General features: G+C 65.5%; 16 protein-coding genes. 10 read left to right on the top strand and 6 right to left on the bottom strand.

Annotation, left to right across the window (positions count from 1 at the left end; all coding sequences use genetic code 11):
* The first annotated feature begins 138 nt into the window (after positions 1 to 138).
* The 4 genes from tgt (at position 139) to secF (ending at position 4923) form a co-directional block, all read left to right on the top strand.
* A complete protein-coding gene (gene tgt / locus AB7878_RS03745; RefSeq protein ID WP_369493069.1) occupies positions 139 to 1272 on the top strand; it encodes a tRNA guanosine(34) transglycosylase Tgt in 1134 nt (377 codons plus the stop codon).
* A 174-nt stretch (positions 1273 to 1446) separates the two neighbouring features.
* Positions 1447 to 1773: a preprotein translocase subunit YajC gene (gene yajC, locus AB7878_RS03740; RefSeq protein WP_369493068.1), complete on the top strand. Its 327-nt coding sequence runs from the start codon at positions 1447 to 1449 to the stop codon at positions 1771 to 1773.
* Between the two features lie 161 nt (positions 1774 to 1934).
* On the top strand, positions 1935 to 3818 hold the full coding sequence (secD, locus tag AB7878_RS03735; RefSeq protein ID WP_369493067.1) for a protein translocase subunit SecD: 1884 nt from the start codon (positions 1935 to 1937) through the stop codon (positions 3816 to 3818).
* Between the two features lie 148 nt (positions 3819 to 3966).
* On the top strand, positions 3967 to 4923 hold the full coding sequence (gene secF, locus AB7878_RS03730; protein ID WP_369493066.1) for a protein translocase subunit SecF: 957 nt from the start codon (positions 3967 to 3969) through the stop codon (positions 4921 to 4923).
* Between the two features lie 269 nt (positions 4924 to 5192).
* On the opposite strand, the gene murU is transcribed toward secF, so the two are convergent.
* Both murU and AB7878_RS03720 read right to left on the bottom strand, forming a co-directional pair.
* Positions 5193 to 5903: an N-acetylmuramate alpha-1-phosphate uridylyltransferase MurU gene (murU, locus tag AB7878_RS03725; RefSeq protein ID WP_369493065.1), complete on the bottom strand. Its 711-nt coding sequence runs from the start codon at positions 5901 to 5903 to the stop codon at positions 5193 to 5195.
* Positions 5904 to 5985: 82 nt separating this feature from the next.
* Positions 5986 to 6999, bottom strand: a complete 1014-nt coding sequence (locus AB7878_RS03720) for an aminoglycoside phosphotransferase family protein (protein WP_369493064.1) — start codon at positions 6997 to 6999, stop codon at positions 5986 to 5988.
* 91 nt (positions 7000 to 7090) lie between these two features.
* Here AB7878_RS03720 and AB7878_RS03715 point away from each other — a divergent pair, with 91 nt between their 5' ends.
* Both AB7878_RS03715 and AB7878_RS03710 read left to right on the top strand, forming a co-directional pair.
* Positions 7091 to 7387 (top strand): type II toxin-antitoxin system RelE/ParE family toxin, encoded by a 297-nt coding sequence (locus AB7878_RS03715; RefSeq protein WP_369493063.1) that lies wholly within the window; start codon positions 7091 to 7093, stop codon positions 7385 to 7387.
* Between the two features lie 2 nt (positions 7388 to 7389).
* Positions 7390 to 7683: an addiction module antidote protein gene (locus tag AB7878_RS03710; RefSeq protein WP_369493062.1), complete on the top strand. Its 294-nt coding sequence runs from the start codon at positions 7390 to 7392 to the stop codon at positions 7681 to 7683.
* Between the two features lie 45 nt (positions 7684 to 7728).
* On the opposite strand, the gene AB7878_RS03705 is transcribed toward AB7878_RS03710, so the two are convergent.
* A complete protein-coding gene (locus AB7878_RS03705; RefSeq protein ID WP_369493061.1) occupies positions 7729 to 8133 on the bottom strand; it encodes a hypothetical protein in 405 nt (134 codons plus the stop codon).
* An 87-nt stretch (positions 8134 to 8220) separates the two neighbouring features.
* On the opposite strand from AB7878_RS03705, the gene AB7878_RS03700 reads away from it, so the two are divergent.
* Positions 8221 to 10203, top strand: coding sequence for a site-specific DNA-methyltransferase (locus AB7878_RS03700; protein WP_369493060.1), 1983 nt, complete (start codon positions 8221 to 8223; stop codon positions 10201 to 10203).
* The gene (locus tag AB7878_RS03695; RefSeq protein WP_369493059.1) at positions 10187 to 12937 is read left to right on the top strand and encodes a restriction endonuclease; all 2751 of its coding nucleotides are present in this window, start codon (positions 10187 to 10189) and stop codon (positions 12935 to 12937) included. Before AB7878_RS03700 ends, AB7878_RS03695 begins: the two co-directional genes overlap by 17 nt.
* A gap of 40 nt (positions 12938 to 12977) precedes the next feature.
* Here AB7878_RS03695 and AB7878_RS03690 read toward each other — a convergent pair whose 3' ends face one another.
* The 3 genes from AB7878_RS03690 to AB7878_RS03680 all read right to left on the bottom strand — a co-directional run bounded on the left by AB7878_RS03690 (position 12978) and on the right by AB7878_RS03680 (position 15518).
* Positions 12978 to 13784 carry a TorF family putative porin gene (locus AB7878_RS03690; protein WP_369493058.1) on the bottom strand — a complete coding sequence of 269 codons (807 nt, stop codon included), beginning with the start codon at positions 13782 to 13784 and terminating at the stop codon, positions 12978 to 12980.
* Positions 13785 to 13861: 77 nt separating this feature from the next.
* Positions 13862 to 15190, bottom strand: coding sequence for an ammonium transporter (locus AB7878_RS03685; RefSeq protein ID WP_369493057.1), 1329 nt, complete (start codon positions 15188 to 15190; stop codon positions 13862 to 13864).
* Positions 15180 to 15518: a P-II family nitrogen regulator gene (locus AB7878_RS03680; RefSeq protein WP_077482483.1), complete on the bottom strand. Its 339-nt coding sequence runs from the start codon at positions 15516 to 15518 to the stop codon at positions 15180 to 15182. The genes AB7878_RS03685 and AB7878_RS03680 overlap by 11 nt, the downstream gene beginning before the upstream one ends.
* A 297-nt stretch (positions 15519 to 15815) precedes the next feature.
* Between AB7878_RS03680 and AB7878_RS03675 the strand changes: the two genes are divergently transcribed.
* On the top strand, positions 15816 to 16277 hold the full coding sequence (locus AB7878_RS03675; protein WP_077482485.1) for an SUF system Fe-S cluster assembly regulator: 462 nt from the start codon (positions 15816 to 15818) through the stop codon (positions 16275 to 16277).
* A complete protein-coding gene (gene sufB, locus AB7878_RS03670) occupies positions 16274 to 17746 on the top strand; it encodes a Fe-S cluster assembly protein SufB (protein WP_369493056.1) in 1473 nt (490 codons plus the stop codon). Before AB7878_RS03675 ends, sufB begins: the two co-directional genes overlap by 4 nt.
* Positions 17747 to 17761 lie beyond the last annotated feature (15 nt).

The raw sequence follows: 17761 nt of genomic DNA, 5'->3' as shown, positions 1-17761 counted from the left end.
CCCCGTAGGAGCGGCTTCAGCCGCGATGCTTTTTCGATGCGTTTCGTTCATCGCATCAAGAGCATCGCGGCTGAAGCCGCTCCTACAAGCCACTTCTGCGCCACCGGCGTCGCCCTCCAAACCCGCGATAATGTACCGATGACTTCCCTGAATTTCGATCTCCTCGCGACCGATGGCGCCGCCCGCCGTGGCCGCCTCACGTTCCCCCGCGGCACGGTGGAAACGCCGGCCTTCATGCCGGTGGGCACCTACGGTTCGGTGAAGGCGATGACGCCGCGCGACGTGCGCGAGACCGGCGCCGAGATCATCCTGGGCAACACGTTCCACCTGTATCTGCGGCCCGGGCTGGAGATCGTGGAGCAGTTCGGCGGGCTGCATCGCTTCATCGGCTGGGATCAGCCCATCCTCACCGACTCCGGCGGCTTCCAGGTGTTCTCGCTGGCGCACCGGCGCAAGCTCACCGAGGAGGGCGTGACCTTCGCTTCGCCGGTGGACGGCTCCAAGGTGTTCCTGTCGCCGGAAGTGTCGATGCAAATCCAGCGCACGCTGGATTCGGACATCGCGATGATCTTCGACGAGTGCACGCCGTACCCGGCCACCGAGAAGGTGGCGGCCGATTCGATGGAGCTTTCGCTGCGCTGGGCCGAGCGCTCGCGCCGCGCGTTCGACGACCTGAAGAACCCCAACAACCTGTTCGGCATCGTGCAGGGCAGCGTGTACGAGCCGTTGCGCCGGCGCTCGGCGGAACGGCTGGTGGAGATCGGCTTCGACGGCTACGCGGTGGGCGGCCTCGCGGTGGGAGAGCCGGAAGAGGCGCGCAACCACACGCTGGATTTCACCGTGTCGCTCCTGCCGGAAAACAAGCCGCGTTACCTGATGGGCGTGGGCCGGCCCGAGGACATCGTGGCGGCGGTGTGCCGCGGCATCGACATGTTCGACTGCGTGATGCCCACCCGCAACGCGCGCAACGGCTTCCTGTTCACCGCCGAGGGCACGCTGCGCATCCGCAACGCGAAGTACGCGGACGACACCCGGGTGATCGAGGAAGGCTGTGACTGCCATGCCTGCGCAAACGGTTTTTCGCGCGCCTACCTGCGCCACCTCGACCGCTGCAACGAGATCCTCGGCAGCCAGCTCGCCACCATGCACAACCTCCGCCATTACCAGCGGCTGATGGCGGGCCTGCGCGAGGCGATCGCGGCGGGCCGCCTGCAGGATTTTGTGGCCGCCTTCCACGCGCGGCGGCAGGGCGCCGTGGCCGAGACCCCGTAGGAGCGCACCCTGTGCGCGAATGCTTTTGCTCCGATCAAGCGCCAGAGCCATCGCGCACAGGGTGCGCTCCTACAGCCACCGTGCGGCGGACGTGAACGCATGGCATAATCCATGGTCTTTTATCGGGCGTTCAGCGGAATTCCCTGCTGCCGCCATTACTTGCGAGACGAAACGATGAGTCTTCCGATGTCTGTCACGCTGGCCCAGGCCGCTGCGCCCCAGGGCGGCGGCCTCTCCATGATCCTCATGATGGTGGTGCTGTTCGGCCTGATGTATTTCATGATGATCCGCCCGCAGATGAAGCGGCAGAAGGAGCATCGCGCACTGATCTCCGCCCTGGCCAAGGGCGACGAGGTGGTGACCAACGGCGGCCTCGCCGGCCGCGTGGAAGAAGTGGGCGAGACCTTCATCACGATCGAGATCGCACCGAACGTGAAGGTGAAGCTGCAGAAGGGCGCAGTGTCGCAGGTGCTGCCCAAGGGCTCGCTGAAGTCCGCCTGAAAAGCCGGGATGTCCAGGGGCGAGGCTTCTCGAATAGTGCGGCCATGGATGGCCGCTTCTTGATTCCGGCGGTCACGGACGAGCGCAAAACCTTTTGAGCGCGGCCACGGATGGTCGCCGTTCCATGTTCGCGGCCACGGATGCCCACAAAGGATCTTGAGATGAGCGATTTCCCACGCTGGAAGTACGCGCTGGTCGTGCTGGCGATGCTGTTCGGCATCGTCTACGCGCTGCCGAACGCCTTCACGCCGCTGAAGGCGGTGCAGGTCAGCGCGAACAAGGGCTCGGCACCGATCGACGACGCGCTGCGGCAGAAGGTGGCCGACGCGCTGGCCAAGGACCACATCGCCGCGGGCGAGGTGGTGGCGCAGGGCGACCAGCTGCTTGCCACGTTCGCCAATGCCGACGTGCAGAAGACCGGCGCCGACGCGATCAAGGCCCTGCTCGGCGACGGCTACACCGTGGCGTTCAAGCTGCAGTCCACGGTGCCGCGCTGGCTCACCATGATCGGCGCGAACTCCATGCCGCTGGGCCTGGACCTGCAGGGCGGCGTGCACTTCCTGATGCAGGTGGACCAGAGCGGCGTGCTCGACAAGCTGGAGAACAGCTACGCCGACGACATCCGCAACCAGCTGCGCCAGAAGGACATCCGCTACGAGTCGGTGGCACGCAGCGCGGTGGCCGGGCAGGGCATCGTGGTGGTGCTGCGCTCGGCGGCCGACCGCTCCGGCGCGGCCGACCTGATCGCCACCAACTCACCCGACCTGGCGGTGACGGATGGCCCCAGCACCGGCGACCGCTACGTGCTGTACGCGGCGATCAAGCCGACCAAGCTGCGCGACCTCTCGCTGGGCACGATCAAGCAGAACCTCGGCACCCTGCGCAACCGCATCAACAATCTCGGCGTGTCCGAGCCGCTGATCCAGCAGCAGGGCGAGGACCACATCGTGGTCGAGCTGGCCGGCGTGCAGGATCCCACCGAGGCGAAGAAGCTGATCGGCGCCACCGCCACGCTGGAATACCGTCCCGGCATCGGCTACCCCGGCGACCCGCGCGCGATCGAAGCGGCGCGCACCGGCAGCACCCCGCCGGACGCCAACCTCTACTACACCAGCAACGGCCACGTGCCGGTACTGGTGGGCAAGCGCCCGATCGTCACCGGTGACGAGCTGATCAACGCGAGCTCCGGCATCGACCAGAACAACGGCTCGCCCTCGGTGAACGTGACGCTGAATGCGTCCGGCGCGAAGAAGATGCAGGAGTTCACCAACGCCAACGTCGGCAAGCCGATGGCGGTGGTGCTGATCAACACCGTGTACGAGACCTCGACGGTCAACGGCAAGGAAGTGCGCACGCCGAAGACCACCTGGTCGGTGATCAACGACGCCACCATCCAGAGCCCGTTCGGCAAGGAGTTCTCCACCAACGGCCTGGGCAGCCCGAAGGAAGCCTCCGACCTGGCGCTGCTGCTGAAGAGCGGTTCGCTGGCCGCGCCGATGGACATCGTCGAGGAATACGTGATCGGCCCCAGCCTCGGCCAGGAAAACATCACGAAGGGCTTCGACGCGGTGATGCTCGGCCTGCTGCTGGTGCTGGTGTGTGCGGCGGTCTACTACAAGCTGTTCGGCCTGGTGGCCGACATCGCGCTGTTCTTCAACCTGCTGATCCTGGTCGCGGTGATGTCGATGATCGGCGTGACGCTCACCATGCCGGGCATCGCGGGCATCGTGCTGACCCTGGGCATGGCGATCGACGCGAACGTGCTGATCTGCGAGCGCGTGCGCGAGGAGCTGCGCAACGGCTCCACGCCGCACGCGGCGATCCACGCCGGCTACGACAAGGCCTGGGCCACGATTCTCGATGCCAACGTTACCCACCTGATCGCGGCGCTGGCGCTGATGACGATGGGTACCGGCGCGATCCGCGGCTTCGGCGTCACGCTGGGCCTCGGCATCCTGACCTCGATGTTCACCTCGGTGGTGATGACGCACGCGTTCACCGCGCTGATTCACGGCCGCCGCAAGCTCAAGACTTTGTCGGTCTGACTCGTATGGCCGGCGCAAGTCCATCCTGGACTTGCGCCGGCTCGCCCGATCCGGCGCGTGTCCGGATCAGGCTCCGCGGAACGGCCGCCTGGGCGTCCGTTCCGCGACCGGCCCTCTGTGGCCGGTACACCTTCCGAGGAACTGGTAGATGGAAATCTTCAATCACAACAGCAACATCCACTTCCTGCGCATCCGCGTATTCAGTGCCGCGGTGGCGATCGTGCTGGTGGTCGCCTCGGTGGTGCTGCTGGCCACCAAGGGCTTGAACTACGGCCTGGATTTCACCGGCGGCGTCTCGCTGGTGGTGGAGTACGCCCAGCCGGTGCAGACCGGCGACGTGCGCGACGCGCTGGACAAGGGCGGCCTCGAGAACCCGGTGGTGCAGAGCGTGGGCGGCAGCCGCCAGGTGTCGATCCGCCTGCAACCCACCAAGGAGATGCTGGACGCCAAGGGCCAGGTGAACCTGGACAAGGTGGCCGGTGTGGTGATGCACGCGCTGCAGGCCACGCGCAGCGACGCCGCGCTGAAGAGCCGCTCCTCGGTCAGCGCCGAGGTCGGCGCGGAGCTGAAGAGCGACGGCATGGTGGCCGCCGTGTTCGTGATACTCGGCATCATGGCCTACCTGTGGATCCGCTTCGAGCGCCGCTTCGCGATCGCCGCGGTGCTCACCGAGGTCCACGACACCCTGGTGACCCTGGGCATCCTGGCGCTGGTGCAGCGCGAGTTCGACATGACCGAGCTGGCCTCGGTGCTCGCGGTGATCGGCTACTCGATCAACGACAAGGTGGTGGTGTTCGACCGCATCCGCGAACTGTTCCGCCTCGCCCGCAAGGCCGAGCCGGAAGAGATCCTCAACCGTTCGATCAACAGCACGCTGTCGCGAACCATCATCACTTCGCTGTTCACCGGCATCACCATGGCCGCGCTGTATTTCTACGGCGGCCAGGCGGTGCACGGTTTCGCGATCACCATGCTGATCGGCATCGTGGTCGGCACGCTGTCGTCCATCTTCGTCGCCAGCCCGATCCTGCTGTGGCTGGGCGTGTCGAAGAAGGACCTGATGCCGGTGACCAAGGAAAACCCGGAGCTCGCCCGCCGGCCATGAGGCCGCATCGCCCGCTCCGCGGGCGATCCTGATGACTCTCTCCCGCTTGCGGGAGAGATGCCCGCAGGGCAGAGAAGGCGCTCCACAAGCGCGAGAGATGCCAGCAAGGGCAGAGAGGGTGCTCCACAAGCGCGAGAGATGCCCGCAGGGCAGAGAGGGCGCGTTACCTCGGACTGTTTTTCTCTCCCCCGCTTGCGGGGGAGATGCCCAAAGGGCAGAGGGGGCGCTTTTCACACGCCAACGGCCCGGTCATCCGGGCCGTTGGCGTTTCAGGCGCGTAATGCCAGTGCGGCATCCAGTTCGGCCAGGCGCTGTGGCGTGCCCACGTCGGTCCAGCGGCCGCGGTGCAGCGAACCGCACAGCGCGCCTTGCACCATCGCCGCTTCCAGCAGCGGCCGCAGCTTGAAGCGCAGCGGCTTCGCCTCGACGCCCGCGACATCGCCCACCGCTTCGCGCCAGCCATCCAGCAGCTCGCGGCGGAATACGCCGATGCCGCTGTAGGTGAGCCGCGGCTCGCCATCCGCATGCAGCCGGCCTTGCGCGTCCAGCCGGAAATCGCCGCCTGGATGGTGCGTCGGGTTGTCCACCATCAGCAGGTGCGCGTGCCCCGCGGGTTCGGCGGGCAGGGCTGCGAAGTCGGCGTCGCACCACACGTCACCGCTGATCGTGAGCACCGGTTCCGGCCCAAGCAACGGCAGCGCATTGAGCAGACCGCCGCCAGTCTCCAGCGGCACCGGGCCTTCGTACACGTAGCGGATGCGCAGGCCCCAGCGCGAGCCGTCGCCCAGCACCTCGGGAAACTGTTCGGCGAGGTGCGAGGTGTTGATCGCCACGTAGTTCACGCCGATCGCGGCGAGCTTCTCCAGATGCCACACGATCAGCGGCTTGCCGCCCACCACCAGCAGCGGCTTGGGCGTGCGTTCGGTGAGCGGGCGCATGCGCTCGCCCAGTCCGGCCGCGAAGATCAGCGCGTGCCTCATGCCTTGCCTTCTTCGTGGCGGCAGGTTGCCGTCATCCCGGTTTTCGCCGGGAGGACGGGCAGGGAAGGTCGATGCATTTCCGTCATGCTGCGGCCACCTGGGTGAGGTCGCGACCTTGCACATGACGTTCCAGCAGGGCCGCGAAGTCGGCCAGCTCCGGATAGCTCTTCGCCACCTCGATCACGTAGCGGTACACCTGCGGCACGTCGGCGAGATAACCCGGCTTGCCGTCGCGATACCACAGCCGGTAGAACTGGCCCAGCACGCGCACGTGGCGATGCAGGCCGGTAAGGTCGAACCAGCGCAGGAAGCGCGTCGTGTCGATGTCGTGGCCGATCGCGCCGGCGTGGCGCAGACGCAGGCGGTAGGACTCCACCCAGGCCTCGACGCGCTCGCGCGGCCAGGCGACGTAGGCGTCGCGCAGCAGCGAGGCGAGGTCGTAGGTGATCGGGCCGTGCAACGCACCCTGGAAATCGATCACGCCGGGATTGTTCGCTTCGACCACCAGCAGGTTGCGGCTGTGATAGTCGCGGTGCACGAATACGCGCGGCTGCGCCAGCGCGTTGCGAACGATGACGTCGAACGCCGCTTCCAGCACGTCCCACTCATCGCAATCCGGTGTGTGGCCGAGGTGGCGTTCGAGGAACCACTTCGGCATCACCTCCAGCCCGTTCACCAGCACCGTGTGGTCGAACGGCGGCAGGTCGTCGCAGGCCACTTTCGTCTGCATCACCAGCAGCGCGTCCATCGCGTCGCCGTAGAGCTGGTCTGCGTTCGCCTCGTTCAACTCGGTGAGATACAGCCGTGAGCCGAGATCCTCGATCAGCAGGAAGCCCTGCTGCAGATCCTGCGCCGCCACCTTCGGCACGTGCAGGCCGGCCTTGGCGAGCCGTTCGCCGATCGCCAGCCAGGGTCGCGGGTCTTCGCGCTCCGGCGGCGAGTCCATCACGATCCAGCTTTGTCCCGCGTGCGTGGTGCGCCAGTAGCTGCGGAAGCTGGCGTCGGAGGAGGCGGATTCCAGCGTGAGCGCGTCGTCGCCGAGAGTGGTGCGGGCCCATGCGAGGCGGGCGGCGGTGCGGAAATCGGTGGCAGTCATGCGGCGATGGTAAGGCATTGGGTACCAGTGGCGAGGGCGGTGAAGGGCACCCTTGGTTGACGATAAGTAAACTGCAGTTTACCATCTGTCCATGTACGAGGTTCTGAAAAGCAGCACGTTCGATACGTGGTTGCGCAACCTCCGTGATCGCGATGCCAAGGCACGGATCGAGGTGCGCATCCGCCGCCTCTCACTTGGAAACCCCGGTCAGTTTCGTGCGCTGGCAAACGGAATCCACGAATTGAAGGTCGATCATGGCCCCGGCTACCGGGTGTACTACACCTTCAAGGGAAAGACGCTGATCCTGCTGCTGTGCGGTGGCGACAAATCCACACAGCGCAAGGACATCGCCCTGGCGGCGAAGATCGCCGAATGCTGGGAGAACTGAACATGGCTACCGTCAAAGAAACCTTCTCGCGTTACGACACCGCCGACTACCTCGAAACCGAGGAGGACATCGCGGCCTATCTGACGGCTTGCGCGGCGGAAGACGATCCTGCGTTGTTCCTCGCCGCCCTTGGCGACGTGGCGCGTGCCCGGAACATCACCCAGCTTGCCGCCAAGACCGGACTGACCCGCATGGGGCTCTACAAGGCGCTGTCCGGCACCGGAAATCCCAGCTTTGCCACCGTCAGCAAGGTGGCGCATGCGCTTGGCCTCAAAATCACGGTGGCTGCAGCCTGATCCTGTAGCACGAGGCCTATTGGTTGGCCTTGGCCCCCTTCAAACTCAGCCTGAGCGCTTGCTGCCTGCTGCGGCAAGGAGCGTGACAAGCTCACGCACCAGTTTGCGTTGCGCACCGGACAGGGTCTGGATGGCGTGCAGCAATTGCTCGTCGGCGTCGTATGCCGCGGCTCGCTCCTTGATCTGCTTGTCGCTGCCGCGGCGCAGCTCCTTCTCGCCGAAGCCGAGCAGGCCGCGGTCCATGTGCAGCCAGTCGGCCAGCGCGATCAGCTTGTCCGGCTTCGGGATGGCCAGCCCGTTGAGCCAGCGCGAGGCGGTCTGGAAGGCAATGGACCGGCCGTGGAAGCGGCTGTTGAACTGCGTCATCAGCACGACCGGCCGAGGCTCGTACCCGGCCTTCTGCATCGCAGCGGCGAGACGCTCGGAGAATTCCATGCGGTGATCGGCCATGCCGGCAAGGTACGTGCGTGGGCACGGCTGCAATTCACCTTGCACGTTCACTATGATTCACTTTTTACGTGAATACAGGGGCGCCGCGTGGCCAAATCCTTGCTCGAACAGTTGAGCGAAGTCCGTTGCGTGCCATCCGAAACTTCCGATGGGCTGACGGAGCTGTTGAAGCAACTGCGGGAGCTTCTGCCCGCGGCTTTCCTCGATGGCGAACTTGACCGCACCGCCTTGCTCGATGCGCTTGGCTTGGCCGAGGAAACCGAGCCAGCCTTTGCCTTTTCCTGGCCGGGCCTGGAGCAGGCGCGGCAGGACGCCCGCGCCCCGACCACGGCTACGCTGGTTCCGGACGTGCCGGCGTCGGTGCATTGGGACGATGCCCGGGACGTCTTGATCGAAGGCGACAACCTGCAAGTGCTCAAGCTGCTGAAAAACGGCTACGGCGGCGCCTTCAAGCTGATCTACATCGACCCGCCGTACAACACCGGCGACACGTTCACCTACAACGACGACTTCTCGGTTCCCGAGGCCGAATACCTGCGTGCTACCGGCCAGGTGGACGATCAGGGTGCGACCACCAGCAAGAAGGAAACCAAGGGCCGGAAACATGCGCCTTGGCTGACCATGATGTTCCCGCGACTGGTGGTGGCACGCCACCTGCTGCGCAAGGACGGCGTGTTCCTGGCCAGCGTCGACAACAACGAAGTTCACCACCTGCGATTGCTGTTGGATGCGGTATTCGGTGCGGAGAACTTCGTGGACATGATGACGTGGCAGGGAGGTCGAAAAGGTGACGCCAAACTGACTGCAGGCGGCCAGGACTACATCCTTGTGTATGCGAAAAACCGCCAGAAACTAAAAGATCTGGATATACGTTGGCGCGAACGGAAGACCGGATTGGAAGCGGTCTATGCCAAGGAAAAGGAACTGCTCGAAAAGCACGGAACCGCCTTCGATGTGGCCAAGGAAGAGCTGCGCGCATGGTTCAAAGAACTGCCCGAAGGCAATCCCGCCAAGCAACATGAGCACTACAACCACATCGACCAAGATGGTGTGTGGACTTCGGACAACAGCTCCAGCCCGAACTATCGCGAAAACTTGATCTACAACTTCAAGGGCTACGAGCCCCCAGAAAATGGCTGGCGTTATGAGTTGGCCCGCATGGAGCAACTCGACCAGGCTGGACGACTGCTGTACCCCAGTGGGCGCGCCACGCGAATCCGTATCAAAAAATATCTGCATGAGCAGGAATACTGGGCGCCGGCTTCGTCGTTCTACCGTGATCGAAGCGGAGCGTCGTCGGCACTAAATAACTTGATGGGCGCCGAAGTCTTCGACGACCCCAAGGCCACCGACGTGCTGGCTCGACTGATCCACGCCATCACCGACGATGGCGATCTGGTGCTGGATTTCTTTGCCGGCTCCGGTTCCACGGGGCAGGCGATTTGGGAGCAGAACCCTCGCGACGGCAAAACCCGGCACTGGGTGCTGGTGCAACGCCCCGAAAAGCCGGACGAAACCACCGAAACCGGCAGGAACGCCGTGGCCGCCGGTTACGCCACCATCTTCGAAATCACCGCAGAGCGATTGCGGCGATCGGCGGAAGCGATCGGCGGTAATCTGGGCTTCCGCGTGTTCCGTGCACGGGAAACCGGGCTGGCCGTCGAGGCACCGGTTGTGGCCCTGCCCGGGCGGGGTGAAAGTGCCCAGTACACCTTGATGTTGACCCAGGCCGGGCAGCCCCCGGTGAAGGACGACGCGAGTCCTGAAGCTTTGGCGTGGGAAGTGGCCCTCAAGGCCAGCGCCACCCGGCTGGACGAAACGCTGACCCGTACCGAGGCCGATGGGGCAGCGGTGTACGCCTTCCAGAACGCTGCTGACGAACGCCTGCTGGTCTGCCTTGATCGCTTCACTCCGGTCACCGCCGCGGCGGTGAAACTGCGCGAGACCGGCGACGACACCTTGGTCTTGCGTGGGGATCGGGTTGATGACGCCTTGACCCTGACGCTGGCCCCGCGTCTGCGCTCGAAGCTCATCATGCTGGAAAGGATGGCGCGTGAAGTTTCGATTTGACGATCAGCCGCATCAGGCCCAGGCGATCGAGGCCATCGTGGATCTGTTCGAAGGTGGTGCCTTGGTGCCGCCTCAGGGAGTGACGGGCCAGGCATCCGGCGCGGCCGGCCACGCCGGGTTCCAGCTTGATCGCGAGGTGCTGGCCCGGAATCTGCTGGCCGTGACCACCCGGGAAGCCGTCGAGGCGCAGGGCACCCTGGTCCTGATGGAAGAAACCGATCTGCTCGAACAGCCCCGGGATTTCCCCAACTTCTCGGTGGAGATGGAAACGGGCACCGGCAAGACATACGCCTACATCGCCACGGCGCTGCGCCTGGCCGAGACCTACGGCCTGCGGAAGTTCGTGATCCTGGTTCACACTGTGGCCATCCGGGCTGGCGTGGTGAAGACCTTTGAGCAGACCCGTGAGCATTTTCGGGCCAAATACCCCCATCTGGATTACCAGTGGCGCGTGCTGGGCGACAGCCAGGCCGTGCCGGATTTCGCCGACCCGTCATCCAGCGTGCAATTCCTGGTGGCCGGCATCAGCTCGCTGGACAAACCGGCGAGCAATACCCTGTACGCCTCGCCGGAACAGGCCAACCTCTGGAACGGAGGAGCCACCGGGATCGCCCAGCTGGCCCGGTTGCGTCCGGTGGTGCTGATCGACGAGCCGCAAAACATGGGCACGCCCAAGCGCCGCAAGACGATTGCCACGCTCAATCCGCTGGTGGCCCTGCGGTACAGCGCCACACACCGCGATCTGTACAACCTGGTTCATCGCCTGTCTGCCAAGCGCGCGGCGGAACTGGGTCTGGTGAAGCGCGTGAGCGTGAAAGGCGTGGTGGCTGGTGCCAGCGGCCAGCCTTACCTCCAACTCAAGGAGATTCGATCCAGGACCCAGCGCGGCACGACGCGCTGGCTGGCCGAACTGGTTGTCGACGCGTCCGACGGTGATCGCAAAACGGTGGTGTTGGCACCAGGGGCCGACCTGCAGGAAGAAAGCGGCGGGCTGGCTCAGTACCACGGTTACGTCATCGAAAGCATGACCCGATCGGAACTGAGGTTCGATAACGGCGTGGCACTCACCGTCGGCCAAACCCTGGGCGTGGATAGCCTTTCGATCTGGCGCGATCAGATACGCCACACCATCCGTGCGCACCTGCAAAAACAGGCGGACGTGGAGCAGCGCGGCCAAAGCCTGAAAGTACTGTCGCTGTTTTTCGTGGAGCGCGTCGCCGACTACATCGGCGATGCGGCGACCTTGCCGGCGATGTTCGACGCGCTGTTCCGCGAGGAGTGGGCGCGATCCGGCCGGCCGGTCGATGCCATGCCTGATCCGGCGACTTTGCGCGTCCACTACTTCCCATCGACGAAGACCGGGATTTACAAGGACACCAGCGGCAAGGCCAACGAGGAGGGCTTCGAGGCGCGTGCCTACGACGAGATCATCGCCAACAAGGAAAAGCTGCTGGATCTGGCCAACCCGCGCGCCTTCATTTTTTCGCACTCGGCGCTGCGCGAAGGTTGGGACAACCCGAACGTGTTCCAGATCGGGTTCTTGCGACACACCCGTTCCGACACCGAGCGGCGGCAGCAAATCGGGCGAGGCCTGCGCCTGCCGGTGGACCAAGACGGCAACCGCGTGCAGGACGAAGCGATCAACCGCCTGACCCTGGTGGTGGACGAGAGCTTCAGCGAGTTCCGCGACGGCCTCAACGCCGAGTACGGCGGTGCCGGCGACCGGCCGGACGTGGAAAACGAAGACCACAGCGTCACCATTCGACTGCGATCGGAAAAGCTCCAAAGCCCCGAGTTTGCGGCGTTGTGGCGGCGTATCCGTTACCGGGCCGTGTATCGCATCGAACACTTGGACGAAATCACGCTGGCCGTGACTGTGGCCGGACATGAGCACTTGGACGAACTGCGAAACATCCAGCGGCGAGCCAACGTGGTCCAGAGCGCCGATCTGGTATACGACGACTGCGGCAAGGTCGTCACTACCGACGAAACGGTTGCGGAATCCTCCGGCGAGTACGTGGTTCTGGCCGGGCAACGGTTGCCCAACGTGGTTCAGCTGGTCGAGGACCAGCTCCAACACGGCAAGTTTCCCTTGCAGCTGACCCGGCCAACCGTGGTGGCGATCTTGTCGGCCATTCCGCCGCAGTACCAGGCCGGCGCCATCCACGACCCGGGATACTGGGCGCGCATCGTCGCCCACGCGATCCGCGTTGCGGTCATCGAGCAGATGGTCCAGAACATCGAGTATGTCCCCGTGGACGAAGCTCATTGGTGGGACGCCAACGTGGTGTTCCTGGACAGCGAAACCAAGAACAAGCCGCTGGCCGTGCCAGGGCAGCCAACGCCGCCTTCGGGCGTGGCAGAGGCACCGATCGACGGCACCAACCTTTACGACTACGTGGACTACGACAGCTTGGTGGAAAAATCCTTCGCCGAATTGCTGGAGAACCACCGTGGCACGGTAAAGCTGTTCACCAAGCTGCCACGCCGCTTCCGCGTGAAAACGCCGGTGGGCGAGTACTCGCCGGACTGGGCCATCGTGTACGAGCGCGACGGCAAGGAACATCTTTACCTGGTGCGCGAAACCAAGGACACGCTCAACCTTGACGACCTGGAATGGGACGAGGCCATGCGAATCCGCTTCGCGACCCAGCATTTCGCGGTGGCCCCATGCGGGACGGTGGACTTTACCCACACCACAACCGATGCCGGGATCCGCCTGGCAAACGGATAGCGTCAAACGGGATGGGATTGCCGAAAGCCGTCGCCCTGCCTCAGAACGTACCCTGCAGCATCACGAATCCGCGCGTGCCGCCGACGTCGCTGGTGTCATTCGGGTTCAGCAGGCTGGCGGTGTGGCGGTAGAAGGCGGCGTTGCTGGCATGGGTCACGCCGCCGCTCAGTGCCCACTGCGCCGTGAGCTGGTATTTCAGTGTCGCGCCGACATCGCTGTAGTCAGGCTTGCGCGCGCCGCCGGGCAAGGGTGCGAGCAGGCCGTTCGGGTAATGGGTGTGGCCGGCATGCAGGGTGAGGCTCCACGCGCCGCGCAGGGGCAGCGTGGCGTCGAGTTGCACGTAGCGGGTGCCGCGCGAGTTGCCGGCGTAGCCCTCTTCGACATCCGTGCCGAAGTAGTCCGTCAGTGCCTGGTTGTATTTGAGCGTGAGCCATTTCCAGCCCAGCGCGACATTCGCTTCTAGCGTGTCGAACGATCGCGCCGGCAGGCGCGGGTTGGCGCGGTCGAGGTTGCCGCCGGGATAGATGTAGCCGTACACGCCGGCGCGCCACGACCAGTCCCTGTCGAAGCTGCGGCCGTAGCTGGCGTAGAGGTCCAGTTCCATCGCGGCGCCGGGAAAGCTGCGCTCGCTGATGCTGGAGGCCCATGTTCCGGCGGCGAAGCCGCTGGCGGCGGCGTAGTCGCCGCCGCCCTGGATCGCCGGCTTGCCCCAGGTCTGGCTCAGGCCGCGGAACACATAGTCCGAGGTCACGGCCACGTTGCCGGTCACGGGTGGCGCATCGTCGGCATGGGCCGGCGCGGCGCCGAGCAGGGCGATCGCGATGAGGGCGCTGGCTGGTCCTCGCATCGTGTGTTCTCCGTGTCTTGTCCGGCTGGTGGCGGTGGGCCCGGTCGGGCTCGTCGGGTGCGCGGAAGCGGCGGGAATCACCGCTGCAGGTCGTAGGCGCGCTCCTCGTGCTCGGCAAGGTCCAGGCCCATCTGCTCCTGCTCGGCATCCACGCGCAGTCCCAGCGTGCGATCGAGCAGTTTCAGGATGGCCACGCTCAGCAGCGCGCTCCACGCGATCGTGAAGCCCACGCCCTTGGCCTGTATCCACAACTGGCCCCATGCCGAGGCGACGTGACCGAAGCCGCCGAGGCTGGCGGCGGCGAACGGGCCGGTGAGCAGGGCGCCGACGATGCCGGCAATGGCGTGCACGCCGAACACGTCCAGGGTGTCGTCGTAGCCCAGCCGATACTTGAGTCGGGTGGCGGTGAAGAAGCAGATCACGCCGGCGGCGAGGCCGATCAGCAGCGCGCCGCCGGGGCCGCAGGTGCCGGCGGCAGGCGTCACCGCGACCAGGCCTGCCACCGCGCCCGAGGCGATGCCGAGCACGCTGGCGCGCTTGTGGACGGTCCATTCCACCGCGGTCCAGCCGATCGCGGCGGCCGCGGTGGCGATCTGGGTCACCAGCATCGCCATGCCGGCGCTGCCGTTGGCGGCCACCGCGGAGCCGGCGTTGAAGCCGAACCAGCCCAGCCACAGCAGGCTGGCGCCGATCACGGTGTAGCCGAGGTTGTGCGGCGGCATGTGCGTGTGCGGCCAGCCGCGGCGCTTACCGATCACCAGGCAGGCCACGAGGCCGGCGACGCCGGCGTTGATATGCACCACGGTGCCGCCGGCGAAATCCAGCACGCCCAGGTCGCCCAGCAACGAACCGGGGCCGCTCCACACCATGTGCGCGATCGGCAGGTAGACGAGGGTGAACCACAGCGCGCTGAACCACAGCATGGCGGCGAAGCGCATGCGCTCGGCATAGGCGCCCACGATCAGCACCGGCGTGATGATGGCGAAGGTGAGCTGGAACATCACGTACACGCTTTCCGGCACGGTCTGGTAGCGCGAGTCGGGCGTGAGTCCGGCCAGCATCGCGCGGTCCAGTCCGCCGATGAAGGAATGCCAGCCGGTGATGCCGGCGTGCATCCCTTCGGTGCTGAAGGCCAGCGAATAGCCGTAGACGATCCACAGCACGGTGATCAGGGCGGTGATCGCGAAGCACTGCATCATCACCGAGAGCAGGTTCTTCGCCCGCACCATGCCGCCGTAGAACAGCGCGGCGCCGGGTATCGTCATCATCAGCACCAGCATGGAGGCGGTGAGCATCCACGCGGTGTCGCCGCTGTCGAGCTTCGTCACGGGCGCGGCCTGGGCGAAGGCGGAGAGCGGCAGGAGGGCCAGCGCGGCGGCGCCGGCGAGCAGTCGGCTAGAGCGCATCGGCGTCGACCTCCTGCGTGCGGATGCGGATCACCTGTTCCAGCGCGGAGACGAAGATCTTGCCGTCGCCCACCTTGCCGGTGCGGGCGGTGCCGACGATCGCCTCGATCGCGTGTTCAAGCTGCTCGTCGCTCACCGCAAGCTCGATCTTGAGCTTGGGCAGGAAATCGACCACGTACTCGGCGCCGCGATACAACTCGGTGTGGCCGTGCTGGCGGCCGAAGCCCTTGACCTCGGTGACCGTCATGCCATGCACGCCGGCCTCGGCCAGCGCCTCGCGCACTTCGTCCAGCTTGAACGGCTTGATGATGGCGGTGATCCACTGCATGCATTTCTCCCCCGCGGATGGTCTCGTGTTGCAGCACAGCAGAATGCGTGCCAGCGGTGGGAAGCGCGCCACATGGCCGTTTGGATGGCCAAAGAGCGGTGGCTTGCAGCGTGGCTGGTGCAAGCTCTGCCTGCTTTTGGTGCAAGCGGTGGTCGGGCTGAAGCCCGACCTGCGATCCACTGCGCCGTAGGGCGGGCTTCAGCCCGACCACCCGCCGCCGGCGATTTGACCGGACTTCCCGCAATCAGTACCATTTTGGTCTGGATTAAGATCGATCCCCGCTACACGAGCCTTCCCATGCTCCGCGTCAGTCGACTCACGGATTACGCCACGGTGGTGATGACCTGCATCGCCGCCCATCCGGACGACGTGCTGAGCACGGCGCAGATCGCCGACGAGACGCGCCTGGAACTGCCCACGGTGAGCAAGCTGCTGAAATCGCTGGGCCACGCCGGCCTGGTGGAGTCCTTCCGCGGCGTCAACGGCGGCTACCGGCTGGCGCGGCCGGCGCAGGCGATCAGCCTCGCCGAGATTGTCGAGGCGATGGAAGGGCCGATCGGCATGACCGAATGCGGCGTCACCGAGGGCCAGTGCGAGCGCGAGGCGCAATGCGGCGTGCGCGGCAGCTGGCAGCGCATCAGCAGCGTGCTCGACCACGCGTTGCGCGCGGTGAGCCTGGCCGACATGTTGCGGCCACCGCCGCGTCGCCACGAAGTGACGGTCGACATCAGCACCCTGAAAGGCAGAACCACGGCATGAGCAGCGCAACCATCGACAGCACTTCCACCGCGCTGCGCGACAACGCCGGGGTCGCCGAGGCGCTGGGCCGCAGCTACAGCGCCGGCTTCGTCACCGAGATCGAGATGACCGGCCTGCCGCCGGGCCTGGACGAGGAGACCATCCGCGCGCTCTCCGCGATCAAGCGCGAGCCGGAGTGGATGACCGAGTGGCGCCTCAAGGCCTACCGCCACTGGCTGACCATGCCGCAGCCGGACTGGGCCAAGCTGAAGATGGACGCGATCGACTACCAGGCGATCAGCTACTACGCCGCGCCGAAGAAGGCGCCGAAGTCGCTGGACGAGGTCGATCCCGCACTGCTGGAAACCTACGAGAAGCTGGGCGTGCCGCTGCACGAGCGCGCCGCGCTGGCGGGCGTGGCGGTGGACGCGGTGTTCGACTCCGTCTCCGTCGGCACCACCTTCCGCAAGCAGCTGGCCGAGGCCGGCGTGATCTTCTGCTCGATGAGCGAGGCGATCCGCGAGCATCCCGAGCTGGTGCAGCAGTACCTGGGCAGCGTGGTGCCGACCGGCGACAACTTCTTCGCCGCGCTGAACTCGGCGGTGTTCTCAGATGGCAGCTTCGTGTTCATCCCGAAGGGCGTGCGCTGCCCGATGGAGCTCAGCACCTACTTCCGCATCAACGCGCAGAACACCGGCCAGTTCGAACGCACCCTGATCGTGGCCGAGGAAGGCGCCCACGTCTCCTACCTCGAAGGCTGCACCGCACCCAAGCGCGACGAGAACCAGCTGCATGCCGCGGTGGTGGAACTGGTGGCGCTGGAGCGCGCCCAGATCAAGTACTCCACCGTGCAGAACTGGTATCCCGGCGACGAGAACGGCGTGGGCGGCATATACAACCTGGTCACCAAGCGTGGCGACTGCCGCGGCGACGACAGCAAGATCAGCTGGACCCAGGTGGAAACCGGCTCGGCGATCACCTGGAAGTACCCCAGCGTGGTACTGCGCGGCGACCGTTCGGTGGGCGAGTTCCACTCGGTGGCGCTCACCCATCATTACCAACAGGCCGACACCGGCACCAAGATGATCCACATCGGCAAGGACACCAAGTCGAAGATCGTCTCCAAGGGCATCAGCGCCGGCAAGAGCAACAACAGCTACCGCGGCCTGGTGAAGGTGGAGAAGGGCGCCGAGCGTGCGCGCAACTACACCCAGTGCGACTCGTTGCTGATCGGCAAGCGCTGCGGCGCGCACACGTTCCCGTACATGGAAGTGAAGAACCCCACGGCGATCGTCGAGCACGAGGCCACCACCTCGAAGATCTCCGACGACCAGATGTTCTACTGCCGCAGCCGCGGCATCGGCGAGGAAGACGCCGTGTCGATGATCGTCGACGGCTTCTGCAAGCAGGTCTTCCGCGAACTGCCGATGGAGTTCGCGGTGGAGGCCAAGAAGCTTCTCGAAGTTTCGCTGGAAGGCGCGGTGGGTTGATGCTTTTTCCTTCTC

It is taken from the genome of Rhodanobacter humi (genome assembly GCF_041107455.1).
Lineage (GTDB): Bacteria > Pseudomonadota > Gammaproteobacteria > Xanthomonadales > Rhodanobacteraceae > Rhodanobacter_A.
Note: the sequence above shows the minus strand (reverse complement) of the source record. Positions and strands in the feature narration are given on the sequence as shown.

Coding starts and splice junctions, on each gene's coding strand:
- tgt (WP_369493069.1), top strand. CDS start 139: ATGACTTCCCTGAATTTCGATCTCCTCGCGACCGATGGCGCCGCCCGC.
- yajC (WP_369493068.1), top strand. CDS start 1,447: ATGAGTCTTCCGATGTCTGTCACGCTGGCCCAGGCCGCTGCGCCCCAG.
- secD (WP_369493067.1), top strand. CDS start 1,935: ATGAGCGATTTCCCACGCTGGAAGTACGCGCTGGTCGTGCTGGCGATG.
- secF (WP_369493066.1), top strand. CDS start 3,967: ATGGAAATCTTCAATCACAACAGCAACATCCACTTCCTGCGCATCCGC.
- murU (WP_369493065.1), bottom strand. CDS start 5,903: ATGAGGCACGCGCTGATCTTCGCGGCCGGACTGGGCGAGCGCATGCGC.
- AB7878_RS03720 (WP_369493064.1), bottom strand. CDS start 6,999: ATGACTGCCACCGATTTCCGCACCGCCGCCCGCCTCGCATGGGCCCGC.
- AB7878_RS03715 (WP_369493063.1), top strand. CDS start 7,091: ATGTACGAGGTTCTGAAAAGCAGCACGTTCGATACGTGGTTGCGCAAC.
- AB7878_RS03710 (WP_369493062.1), top strand. CDS start 7,390: ATGGCTACCGTCAAAGAAACCTTCTCGCGTTACGACACCGCCGACTAC.
- AB7878_RS03705 (WP_369493061.1), bottom strand. CDS start 8,133: ATGGCCGATCACCGCATGGAATTCTCCGAGCGTCTCGCCGCTGCGATG.
- AB7878_RS03690 (WP_369493058.1), bottom strand. CDS start 13,784: ATGCGAGGACCAGCCAGCGCCCTCATCGCGATCGCCCTGCTCGGCGCC.
- AB7878_RS03685 (WP_369493057.1), bottom strand. CDS start 15,190: ATGCGCTCTAGCCGACTGCTCGCCGGCGCCGCCGCGCTGGCCCTCCTG.
- AB7878_RS03680 (WP_077482483.1), bottom strand. CDS start 15,518: ATGCAGTGGATCACCGCCATCATCAAGCCGTTCAAGCTGGACGAAGTG.
- AB7878_RS03675 (WP_077482485.1), top strand. CDS start 15,816: ATGCTCCGCGTCAGTCGACTCACGGATTACGCCACGGTGGTGATGACC.
- sufB (WP_369493056.1), top strand. CDS start 16,274: ATGAGCAGCGCAACCATCGACAGCACTTCCACCGCGCTGCGCGACAAC.